A 10,637-nucleotide genomic window follows, 5' to 3' on the forward strand; every position below is an offset into this window, starting at 1 on the left:
GCGGCGCGCTGGTCGCGATCGATCCGCGCACCGGCGAGGTGCTGGCCCTGGTGAGCAAGCCCACCTTCGACCACAACCTGTTCGTCGAAGGCATCGACAGCGAAAGCTGGCAGGCGCTCAACGAATCCATCGACAAGCCGCTGCTCAACCGCGCACTGCGCGGTACCTACCCGCCGGGCTCGACCTACAAGCCTTTCATGGCGCTGGCGGCGCTGCAGCTGGCCAAGCGTTCGGCCAGCATGGTGGTCAACGACCCGGGTTTCTACACATTCGGCGGACACACCTTCCGCAGCCACGAGGGCGGGCTGGGCGGGGTGGACATGCACCGCGCCATCCAGTTCTCGAGCAACACCTATTTCTATTCGCTGGCGGTGGAGATGGGGGTCGATGCCATCCACGACTTCATGAAGCCGCTGGGCCTGGGCCAGACCACAGGCATCGACCTCAATCGCGAGGTGCGTGGCGTGCTGCCCAGCACCACCTGGAAGCGCAATGCCTACAAGCGCCCCGAGATGAAGCGCTGGCACCCGGGCGAGACCGTGTCGCTGGGGATCGGCCAGGGCTACAACAACTTCACCATGCTGCAACTGGCGCAGGCCGAGGCCACACTGGCCAACGGTGGCACGCGTTACGCGCCGCACCTCATCAAGGCGGTGCGCGACACGGTCACGGGCGCCGTGACACCGGTCGCACAGCCCCCCGGCGAGAACCTCGGCTTCCTGCCCAAGAATGTGGAGATCGTGCGCAACGCGCTGGTGGCGGTGAACAAGGGCGGCACGGGCACGCGCATCTTTGCGGGCGCGGCCTATTCATCCGCCGGCAAGACCGGCACCGCCCAGGCCATCAGCCTGGGCCAGAACGTGCGCTACAACGCCAAGGCCCTCGAAGAGCACCAGCGCGACCACTCGCTGTTCGCGGCCTTTGCGCCGGCCGAGGAGCCCAAGATCGCGTTGGCCGTGATCGTGGAGAACGCCGGCTTCGGTGCGGCGGCGGCCGGCCCGATTGCGCGGCGCGTGTTCGACTACTGGCTGCAGGGCGAATACCCGAACGAAGAGGACCTGGCGGCCGTGCGCAAGGGCCTGGCCGCGGCGCCCATCGGCAAGCCGCGCCTGGCCGCCGACGTGCCTGTCAGTCCGGCGGCGCCTTGAGAAGGGCACCCCCCCCCTGAGCGCGCGCCAGTCTCGCAGAACTGTGTGGTATTCAGACGCTGTGCGACGCTTTTGATGCGGGCGGTGCCAGCTGGCTGAACACCAGGGCGGCCACGATCATGGCGGCGCCGCTCAGGCCGGCCCAGCCGAGCCGCTCGCCCAGCAGCACCCAGGCCGTGAGGGCCGCGAACACCGGCTCCAGCCCGAAGACGATGGCGCTGCGCATGGCGTCCACGCGCTGCTGGCCCCAGGCCTGCAGGGTGACCACCACCACGCTGGCCAGCAGGCCCAGGTAGACAACGGCCACCCAGGCATCCACGGGCAGCCTGCCGGCGGCCTGGGGCAGCCAGTCCATCCCGCTGCCGCGCGCCAGCAGCAGCAATGTGGAGGCCAGGGCCATCACCAGGGCCTGCGCCGCCGCCATGCGCGTGGCGCGCAGCGGCTGGGCCGAGGTGCGGCGTGCGCACTCTTCCAGCGCCAGGATGTACAGGGCATAGAACACGGTGCTGGCCAGCGTCAGCGTATCGCCCAGGTTCCAGGGCTCGTTCTCGTGGAACATCAATGCCATGCCCGCGCAGGCCATGGCGCAGGCCGCCCACAGCTGCCAGCCGTAGCGCCGCCCCATGGCTGCCATGGCGATCAGCGGCACCACCAGCACATTGAGTCCGGTGACGAAGGCATTGCGGTTGCTGCTGGTGCGCGCCAGGCCTTCGATCTGCAGCCAGAACGCGAGGAACAGCAGCACGCCCAGCGCGCAGCCCCAGCGGCGCTCGTGCCGCAGCATGCCCCACCACAGCGGAGCGAGCACCGCCAGGGCAATCACGAAGCGCAGCCAGATGATCTGCAGCGCATCGAGCTGGGCGGAGAGCAGCTTCATGGCGGGAAAGGTGGTGCCCCACACCATTGTCACCACCAGCAGGGCCAGCAGGCCGAAACGTTCGGGTCGCATAGTAAAGAAAGAAAAAGGCTGGCCGGTTTCCCGGCCAGCCTGTCAGGCGGAAGGGACGGCAGCGATCAGTTGAAGATGTAGCGCGCCTGCAGGTTCAGGCGCAGCATGTCGCCCTTCTGGCCATCGAAGGTGGTGCGGCGGCCGCCGATCAGCTCGCTGCCCAGCTCCACGTTCTTGATCGGCAGGTAGTACATGCCGGCGTGCCATTGGTAGAGCTTGTGGTTGCCTTCGCCACCATAGGCGTTCACGTAATCGTCGCCCAGTCGGTTGCGCGAGCGCACGGCGCCCAGCGACACGGTGCCGCGCATCTTCTCGCTGAACACATTGCTCAGGCCGAGCACGATGCCATGCGAGCGGTCCAGGCGCACGGTGCTGCCGTCCAGCACAGGGTAGTTGGTGCCCACCAGGTAGGCGCCGTCGCCGTCGCCATCCAGGCGCGTGTACTGGGCCATCAGCGTGGTGGTGCCGGTGAGCTTGTAGCCGGCGCCGATACCGAAGCCTGTGCCGCGCTTGCTGAAGCCGTCGATGCGTTGCTCGTGCGAGAGCAGGCGCGCGTTCACGTTGCCCCAGTCGAAGGCCTTGTCCACGCGGGCCACGAAGTTCAGGCCCTTGGCGCCATCGGTGGGCTCTTCCAGGGCGAACTGGAACTTGGCCAGATTGGGGTTGTTGTAGGTATAGCGGATCTGCGCGGGGCGGCGGAAGGTGGCGCCGGGCGGGCCGTTGAAGTCCACCGTCTCGGGCAGGTTGTCCGTGTCCATGAAGGTCGACCAGGTCTGGCCGATCAGCCAGCCGGCGTACTCGCCGTAGGCGTGGCGCAGGCGCAGGCGGTTGCGGTTGCACTCGCTGCCGCAGTAGGCGTAGAAGTCGGCCTCGACCTTGGTGTTGAAGGTGCCCATGTCCGTGGGCGTGGAGGTCTCGAAGCCGAAGCGCGAGGTCTGTGCCGTCAGGCTGCTCTTGCCGCCGCGCGTGTCGCCCAGGGGCTGTTCCATCAGGTTGGTGAAGGTGTCGCCAGGGGCCGTGCCCTTGAAGTCCTTGACCATGTTGGCCTCGGCAAAGCCGTAGACGCGGATCGAGGTCTCGCTGCCGGGCAGGCGGAAGCTGCCAGGGATGTCGCCCAGCACCACGGCGTCCTTCTGCTTGAGCTCGACCGCTTCGATGCGGTCGTTCCAGGCCGATGCGGATGCCGCGGGGGCGGCAGGCGCCTGGGCCTGCTGGGCCTTGAGCGCATTGAGCTCGGCGCGCAGGGCCTTGAGCTCGTTGCGCATCTCTTCGAAGTCCTTGGCGGTCTGCGCAAAGGCTGCGGGGGGCAGGCTGCACAGGCCGGCGGCCATCAGGGCGAGGAACGTGTGGTTCAGTTTCATGGTCACTCCGGTAGGGGCTTGTGGTTGTTTTCGCAGGGCGGGCCTGGATCTCAGGCAGTCATGCGACCGATGAAGGCACGGATGCGGTCGTTGGCAGGGGTGCTGAAGAACTCGGCGGGCGGGGCGTCATGGGCGATGCGCCCCTGGTCGAAGAACATCACGCGGTCGGACACCTCGCGCGCGAAGCCCATCTCGTGGGTCACCACGATCATGGTCATGCCGCCGCGGGCCAGCTCGCGCATCACGTCCAGGACCTCCTGCACCATTTCCGGGTCCAGGGCCGAGGTCGGTTCGTCGAACAGCATCACCTTGGGCTGCATGGCCAGGGCGCGCGCGATGGCCACGCGCTGCTGCTGGCCGCCCGACAGCTGCCAGGGGTACTTGTGCGCGTGGTCCTGCATGCCCACACGGCGCAGCAGGGCCATGGCCTGCTCGTTCGCCTGCGCGCGCGGCGTGCGGCGGATGCGGCGCGGTGCCAGCGTCACGTTGTCCAGTACGCTCATGTGGCCGAACAGGTTGAACTGCTGGAACACCATGCCGACCTCGCTGCGCTGGCGCTGCAGCGTGGCGATGTCGTCGCTGACCTCCACCCCGCCGATGGTGATGCGGCCCGAGTCGTGCGGTTCCAGGCGGTTGATGGCACGCAGCAGCGTGCTCTTGCCCGAGCCCGAGGCGCCGATGATCACGGTGACCTCGCCGGTGTTGAACACGGTGGAGACATCGCGCAGCACCTGGTGGCTGCCAAAGGACTTGCAGACCCGGTCCGCCACGATGAAAGGCGTGGGCCGGCTCATTGGTTGCGCCCTTCCACGTCGAAGCGGTATTCGACCGCATTCGAGATCTGGGTGACCAGCGTGGTCAGCAGCAGGTAGGTGATGGCCACGGTGGACAGCGTGGCAATGGGCTGGAAGGTGGCCGACTGGATGCGGTTGCCCACATTGGTCAGCTCGACCACACCGATGGCATAGGCCAGCGACGAGTCCTTGAGCAGCGCCACGAAATTGCTCACCAGGGGGGGCAGCGAGATCTTGAAGGCCTGTGGGAACACCACGTCCATGAACACATGCAGGCGTCCCAGGCCGAGCGCGCGGGCGGCCTCGGTCTGGCCGCGCGGCACGGCCAGCAAGCCGGCGCGGATGGCCTCGGCGTTGTAGGCGCCCACGTTCAGGCCCAAGGCCAGCACGGCGGCCGCGAAGTCGGGCAGGTTCAGGCCCGGCACCAGCACCGGCAGCGCAAAGTACACGAACAGAATCTGCACCAGCAGCGGCGTGCCGCGGATGACCCAGATGTAGAAGCTGGCGACCCAGCGCACGGCCGCGAAGCGCGAGGTGCGGGCCAATGCCGCGCCGGTGCCCAGCACCAGGCCCACGCTGCCGCTCACCAGCGTGAGCCACAGCGTGGTGCGTGCGCCGTCAGAGAAGGCCTGGGCGTTGGGCCCGATGGGATCGGGCAGGAAAGAGAGCAACTGGCCCAGCAGCGCCAGCGCCAGGACCATCAGGACGACGGCCGAGACGAGCGTGGCGTTGCTGCGCTGCTGGCGGGACCAGCGCTCGGGCCAAAGGGCAGTGAGCATGGAAAGACCCGGTCAGACGCTCAGTTCGTGCAGCGCACGTCTTCGTTGAAGTACTTCTTGGACAGGGCGGCGTAGCTGCCATCGGCCATCACCTCGGCCAGGGCCTTGTTCCAGCCGGCGGCCAGCGAGCTGTTGCCCTTGGCCACGGCGGCGGCGATGCGCTCGATGAACAGCATGTCGCCAAGCTTGAAGCCGGCACCGGGGTTCTTCTCGGACACGGCCTTGGCCACGAAGCGGTCGGTCACCCAGGCATCCACGCGGCGCGAGGTCAGGGCGCTGCGCGCGTCCACGTCGGTGGGGAAGTTCTTCATCTCCTTGATGGAGGAGACCTTCTGCACGTTCTCCAGGTAGCTGGTGCCGGTCTGCACCGCCACCACCTTGCCCGCCAGATCCTTGGCGTTCTTGATGGCGGGGTCCATCGCGATGATCATGCCGCCCGAGCAGTAGTGGGGCTCGGTGAAGGTCACGGCCTTGGCACGTTCTTCGGTGATGCCGTGCGAAGCGATCACCAGGTCCCAGCGGTCCTGGCGCAGGCCGGTCAGCAGGGCGTCGAAGCCCAGGGTCTTCCACTGGATCGTGAGGCCCATCTTCTTGGCCACGAGCTCGGCGGTCTCGCCTTCGAAGCCGGTCAGCGTGGTGCCGTTGAAGAAGTTGAAAGGGGCGAACTGTCCTTCGGTCGCGATGAGGATCTTGCCGTCCTTCTTCACTTCGTCCAGGGTCCGGGCCTGGGCGGAGAAGGCGGCGCAAAGAGCGAGTGCGGTGGCTACGGCCTTGAACAATTGCATGGGAAGGTCCTGTGCGGGGTATTTCAGGTACAAAAAATCCGGCTGCGGGTAGGCAAGCCGGAAACTGGTGGAACGCGCACGCAGCCATCGCGGATTGCGAGGACAGACGTCACGAAATGGTCACGATTATAGGGACGGGGGTTTTTGGGGCGCCACTGCGAAATGGCGTCCGGGGCCGGTTGTGTGCCAATTCGCAACAGGTTTTAGAGGGGGCTCCCGAACTTTTTGCGGTGCTGGTAATCGCGCGGGCGCGCCTTATTTTTCCGCGGATTTCAGCGCAGGAGGGCGTCGTAACCGGTCTTGAAGATCAGGGCCCCCACGACCACGATGAAGATGCCGCGCACGAAGCCGGTGCCGTGCCTGAGGGCCATGTGCGTGCCGATCAGGCTGCCCACCACATTGGCCACGGCCAGGGTCACCGCAAAGTGCCACCAGACATGGCCCTTGGCCGCAAACAGGGCGATGGCGGCCACATTGGTCGCCGTGTTAAGCAGCTTGGCCGAGGCCGAGGCGTTGAGGAAGTCGTAGCCGAGCAGCCGCACGAACAGGAAGACGAAGAAACTGCCTGTGCCGGGCCCGAAGAACCCGTCGTAGAAGCCCAGCACCAGGCCGACAAGGCAGGCCGCCGCCGTCTCGGCGTGCCCGGCGAAGCGCGGGGCGTGGTGGCGGCCCATGTCCTTCTTCGCCAGCGTGTAGGCCAGCACCGCCAGCAGTACCAGCGGCAGCAGGCGGCGCAGGAAGTCGGGCGAGATGACCGTGACCGCCCAGGCGCCTGCGAACGAGCCCGCAAAGCCGGCCCCCGCGGCCGGCAGCAGCGCATTCCAGCGCATCTGCACGCGGCGGCTGTACTGCCAGGTGGCCATGGCCGTGCCCCAAACCCCCGCCGCCTTGTTGGTGCCCAGCAGCGTGGCGGGCGGGGCCGCAGGGAAGGCTGCGAACAGTGCCGGCACCATCACCAGGCCCCCGCCGCCCACGATGGAATCCACGAAACCGGCGAGCAGCGAAGCGAAGGTGATGAAAATCCATTCCATCCCTTGATTGTCGCACCTGGTCAGCTACGCTTTTGCTAGCGCACGGCAGAGATGCCGGGCAAGAAAAAAGGCGCTGGGATCGCCAGCGCCTGGAAAGGATGTGCACCTCGCTGGGTGCTTTGTTTGGTTGTTGCTTGTAGGGATGTCTCCTCGGCCCCTCGTCCAGCACACCGGGGCGCGCTTTCGAGTGACGGTACTGTAACGAGAGCACCCGCATGGTGCATTGGGGGTTTCCCGCCCCCTTTTGGGGGATGGACAGGGCGCTGAACACGCCCGGGTGCCCCAAATGGGGCCCTTTTTCTGGCATGGCTTGTGCAATGTGTGCTGTAACAAAATGCGAAAAGGGAGCATCCAGATGCGGGCAGCCATCCAGGGATTCGTCGCGGCCATCGCCTTGTGCATGGGTCTGTGTTGCACGGCAGCCTGGAGCCAGGCGCCAGCGCCCGAGCCCGCCGCCACCGCGGCTTCTGCCGCATCGCCCGCCGCCGTGCTCACCCGCCCTGGCCTGGTGGCCAAGGACAGCATCAATGCCGCCGACACGGCCTGGATGATGACCTCCACGGCGCTGGTGTTGCTCATGACGCTGCCAGGCATCGCCCTGTTCTACGCCGGCATGGTGCGCAGAAAGAACGTGCTCAACACCATGGCCAGCGTGGTCGCCATCGCAGCGCTGGTGAGCCTGTGGTGGTTCGCCATCGGTTACTCGTGGGCCTTCACACCCGGGAGTGCCTGGCTGGGGGGCACCGAGCGCATGGCCTTTGCCGGGTTCGACTTTCAGCTGGCCGCCGGCAAGCTCTCCGTCAGCCATGTGGCGCCGGCCATCCCCGAATCGGTCTACGCCATGTTCCAGCTCACCTTCGCCATCATCACGGCGGCGCTGCTGGTGGGGGCTGTGGTCGAGCGCATGCGCTTTTCCGCGATGCTGCTGTTCATCAGCCTGTGGACGGTGTTCATCTATGCGCCGATTGCACACTGGGTCTGGGAGCCGGGCGGCTGGCTGGCGCAGATGGGTGCGCTTGACTTCGCCGGGGGCTCGGTGGTGCATGTGAACGCCGGTGCGGCGGGCCTGGTGTGCGCCTGGTTCCTGGGGCGGCGCAGCGGCTATGGCCGCGAGCCTTTCGAGCCCTACAGCCTGGCACTGACCATGGTGGGCGCGGGCATGCTGTGGGTGGGCTGGTTCGGATTCAATGCCGGCTCGGCCGTGGCAGCCGACGGCCGGGCGGGGCTGGCCATGGTCGTCACCCACGTGGCCGCCGCTGCGGGCGCTCTGTCGTGGATGCTGGGCGAGGCGGTCATGCGGGGGCGCCCCTCCTTGCTGGGCCTGTGTTCGGGCCTGGTGGCCGGGCTGGTGGCGATCACGCCTGCGGCCGGCTTCGTCACCCTGCGGTCGGCGTTGGTCATTGGGCTGGTGGCCGGGCTGGCCTGCTATTGGGGGGCGACGGGGCTCAAGCGCCTGCTCAAGGCCGACGATTCGCTGGACGTCTTCGGCGTGCACGGCATCGGCGGCATTGTGGGCTCGCTGCTCACGGGCGTGCTGGCCAGCCGCAGCGTGGGCGGCGTGGCCGGCAGCCTGTGGACGCAGGCCATCGGCGTGGGCGCGGTGCTGGCGTTCAGCCTGGTGGGCACGGCGCTGCTGCTGTGGATCACGAATCTTGTGCTTGGCCTGCGCGTGGACGAGCAGAGCGAGCAGGTGGGCCTGGATATTGCACAGCACCGGGAACGACTTGGCCAATGAGGAGCAAGCCACCATGCAGGACAGCGACAAACTCGCCATTGCAGCGCATTTGCATGTGCTGCTGCGCCGCAAGACCGGCCGCGTGACCGACACGGAGTGGATGGCGGTCAACGCCGAGTATGCGCTGGAGATCGTGCGCTTCGCGCGCCAGCATGCCGTGGAGGATGGGGTGCCCGAGCTGGCCGAATGGGCCGACCGCCTCGACCATGCTGTGCACGCGCCGGCCCCCGTGCCGCAGCGCCGCCCCCTGCTGGAGACCGCGAGCCAGGCGGTGCGCCAGCGCTTCGTGCCCGAACCGGTGCCCGAGGCGCCACGCTACGTGGGCGGCATCCGCTGATGCCTGGAGGTCATGCTTTCGCCTGAGCCGCCAGGATCCATTCGGCGGCTTTTTCGGCCAGCATGAGCGTAGGTGAGTTGGTGTTGCCGCTGGTGATGGTGGGCATGGCGCCTGCGTCCACCACGCGCAGCCCGGCGATGCCGCGCACGCGCAGCTGCGAATCGAGCACCGCCATGGGGTCATCGGCCCGGCCCATGCGCGTCGTGCCCACGGGGTGGAAGATGGTGGTGGCGATGTCGCCCGCCAGGCGCGCCAGGTCTTCGTCGCTCTCGAACTGCGCGCCGGGCTTCCACTCCTCGGGCTGGTAGGCGGCCAGTGCTGGCTGGGCGACGATGCGGCGTGTGACGCGCAGGCTGTCGGCGGCCACCTGGCGGTCCTCCGGCGTACTCAGGTAGTTGGGCGCGATGGCCGGTGCGGCCTTGAAGTCCGCGCTCTTGATGTGCACCGTGCCGCGGCTCGTGGGGTTGAGGTTGCAGACGCTGGCCGTGAAGGCCGGAAAGCTGTGCAGGGGTTCGCCGAAGGCGTCCAGCGACAGGGGCTGCACGTGGTACTCGATGTTGGGCCAGGGCTGGCCAGGGTCGCTGCGCGTGAAGGCGCCGAGCTGGGACGGCGCCATGCTCATGGGGCCGCTGCGCTTCATCGCGTACTCCATGCCGATCTTGGCCTTGCCCCAGAGCGAGCTGGCCATGGCGTTGAGCGTGGGCACGCCGTTGACCTTGAACACCGCGCGGATCTGCAGGTGGTCCTGCAGGTTGGCGCCCACGCCCGGCAGGTCCTGCACCACATCGATGCCATGGCGTTGCAGTAGCGCAGCCGGACCGATGCCCGACAGCTGCAGCAACTGGGGCGAGTTGATGGCGCCCGCGCTCAGGATCACCTCGCCGGTGGCATGGGCCGTGACCATCTCGTGCCCATCCCAGACCTTCACGCCCGTGCAGCGGCGCGTACCGTCCGGCCGGGTCTCGATGATGAGCTGGGTGGCATGCGCATTGGTCCACATCTCGAAGTTGGGTCGGCCATAGCAGGTGGGGCGCAGGAAGGCCTTGGCCGTGTTCCAGCGCCAGCCGCTCTTTTGGTTGACCTCGAAATAGCCCACGCCCTCGTTGCTGCCGCCGTTGAAGTCGTCGGTGGCCGGGATGCCGGCCTGCTGCGCGGCCTTGGAAAACGCATCCAGCACGTCCCAGCGCAGGCGCTGCTTCTCCACGCGCCACTCGCCGGTACTGCCGGTGGACTTGTTGCCGTGCAGGCGCTTGAAGTTCTCGTTCACATTGCCGGGCTGGTCCAGGCGCCAATGGTCCTCGTGGCGGCGGAAGTAGGGCAGGGCATTGTCCCAGCGCCAGCTGGCATCGCCGGTGAGCTCGGCCCACTGGTCGTAGTCGCGCGCCTGGCCGCGCATGTAGATCATGCCGTTGATGCTGCTGCAGCCGCCCAGCGTCGTGCCGCGCGGGTAGCGCAGGGTGCGGCCGTTCAGGCCCGCATCGGGCTCGGTGTTGTAGAGCCAGTCGGTGCGCGGGTTGCCAATGCAATACAGGTAGCCCACGGGAATGTGTATCCAGTGGTAATCATCCTTGCGGCCCGCCTCGATGAGCAGCACGCGCTTGCGGCCGTCGGCGCTCAGGCGGTTGCACAGCAGGGCGCCCGCTGTGCCGCCGCCGATGAGGATGTGGTCGAACGTGGTGTCGCTCAGGGGGCATAACGTCGGGGCATGGGTGGGCGCG

General features: G+C 67.5%; 10 protein-coding genes. 3 read left to right on the plus strand and 7 right to left on the minus strand.

Annotated elements, in window-relative coordinates; translation table 11 throughout:
• On the plus strand, positions 1–1,148 hold a 1,148-nt coding region (locus tag ACK59X_RS13055), incomplete at its 5' end, for a penicillin-binding transpeptidase domain-containing protein (RefSeq protein ID WP_409957752.1).
• A gap of 52 nt (positions 1,149–1,200) precedes the next feature.
• On the opposite strand, the gene ACK59X_RS13060 is transcribed toward ACK59X_RS13055, so the two are convergent.
• From ACK59X_RS13060 to ACK59X_RS13085, 6 genes are all read right to left on the minus strand, one after another.
• Positions 1,201–2,097, minus strand: coding sequence for a DMT family transporter (locus tag ACK59X_RS13060; protein ID WP_409957753.1), 897 nt, complete (start codon positions 2,095–2,097; stop codon positions 1,201–1,203).
• A 65-nt stretch (positions 2,098–2,162) separates the two neighbouring features.
• Positions 2,163–3,458: a DcaP family trimeric outer membrane transporter gene (locus ACK59X_RS13065; RefSeq protein WP_409957754.1), complete on the minus strand. Its 1,296-nt coding sequence runs from the start codon at positions 3,456–3,458 to the stop codon at positions 2,163–2,165.
• 50 nt (positions 3,459–3,508) lie between these two features.
• Positions 3,509–4,252, minus strand: a complete 744-nt coding sequence (locus ACK59X_RS13070) for an amino acid ABC transporter ATP-binding protein (protein WP_409957755.1) — start codon at positions 4,250–4,252, stop codon at positions 3,509–3,511.
• Positions 4,249–5,031 (minus strand): amino acid ABC transporter permease, encoded by a 783-nt coding sequence (locus ACK59X_RS13075; protein WP_409957756.1) that lies wholly within the window; start codon positions 5,029–5,031, stop codon positions 4,249–4,251. The genes ACK59X_RS13070 and ACK59X_RS13075 overlap by 4 nt, the downstream gene beginning before the upstream one ends.
• 20 nt (positions 5,032–5,051) lie before the next feature.
• Positions 5,052–5,816: an ABC transporter substrate-binding protein gene (locus ACK59X_RS13080; RefSeq protein WP_409957757.1), complete on the minus strand. Its 765-nt coding sequence runs from the start codon at positions 5,814–5,816 to the stop codon at positions 5,052–5,054.
• A gap of 272 nt (positions 5,817–6,088) precedes the next feature.
• The gene (locus tag ACK59X_RS13085; protein WP_409957758.1) at positions 6,089–6,847 is read right to left on the minus strand and encodes a sulfite exporter TauE/SafE family protein; all 759 of its coding nucleotides are present in this window, start codon (positions 6,845–6,847) and stop codon (positions 6,089–6,091) included.
• A gap of 400 nt (positions 6,848–7,247) precedes the next feature.
• Here ACK59X_RS13085 and ACK59X_RS13090 point away from each other — a divergent pair, with 400 nt between their 5' ends.
• Together ACK59X_RS13090 and ACK59X_RS13095 are read left to right on the plus strand one after the other, a co-directional pair.
• Positions 7,248–8,582 carry an ammonium transporter gene (locus tag ACK59X_RS13090; RefSeq protein ID WP_409957760.1) on the plus strand — a complete coding sequence of 445 codons (1,335 nt, stop codon included), beginning with the start codon at positions 7,248–7,250 and terminating at the stop codon, positions 8,580–8,582.
• A gap of 13 nt (positions 8,583–8,595) precedes the next feature.
• A complete protein-coding gene (locus tag ACK59X_RS13095; protein WP_409957759.1) occupies positions 8,596–8,919 on the plus strand; it encodes a hypothetical protein in 324 nt (107 codons plus the stop codon).
• A 10-nt stretch (positions 8,920–8,929) separates the two neighbouring features.
• Here the strand turns inward: ACK59X_RS13095 and ACK59X_RS13100 are convergent, their stop codons facing one another.
• On the minus strand, positions 8,930–10,606 hold the full coding sequence (locus ACK59X_RS13100) for a GMC family oxidoreductase (RefSeq protein ID WP_409957761.1): 1,677 nt from the start codon (positions 10,604–10,606) through the stop codon (positions 8,930–8,932).
• Positions 10,607–10,637 lie beyond the last annotated feature (31 nt).

This window comes from Acidovorax sp. (assembly GCF_046339755.1).
Lineage (GTDB): Bacteria > Pseudomonadota > Gammaproteobacteria > Burkholderiales > Burkholderiaceae_C > Acidovorax.

Bases quoted from the DNA above. Each gene is read 5' to 3' on its own strand.
- ACK59X_RS13065 (WP_409957754.1), bottom strand. From the start codon at position 3,458: ATGAAACTGAACCACACGTTCCTCGCCCTGATGGCCGCCGGCCTGTGC.
- ACK59X_RS13090 (WP_409957760.1), top strand. From the start codon at position 7,248: ATGGGTCTGTGTTGCACGGCAGCCTGGAGCCAGGCGCCAGCGCCCGAG.
- ACK59X_RS13085 (WP_409957758.1), bottom strand. From the start codon at position 6,847: ATGGAATGGATTTTCATCACCTTCGCTTCGCTGCTCGCCGGTTTCGTG.
- ACK59X_RS13075 (WP_409957756.1), bottom strand. From the start codon at position 5,031: ATGCTCACTGCCCTTTGGCCCGAGCGCTGGTCCCGCCAGCAGCGCAGC.
- ACK59X_RS13060 (WP_409957753.1), bottom strand. From the start codon at position 2,097: ATGCGACCCGAACGTTTCGGCCTGCTGGCCCTGCTGGTGGTGACAATG.
- ACK59X_RS13095 (WP_409957759.1), top strand. From the start codon at position 8,596: ATGCAGGACAGCGACAAACTCGCCATTGCAGCGCATTTGCATGTGCTG.
- ACK59X_RS13070 (WP_409957755.1), bottom strand. From the start codon at position 4,252: ATGAGCCGGCCCACGCCTTTCATCGTGGCGGACCGGGTCTGCAAGTCC.
- ACK59X_RS13080 (WP_409957757.1), bottom strand. From the start codon at position 5,816: ATGCAATTGTTCAAGGCCGTAGCCACCGCACTCGCTCTTTGCGCCGCC.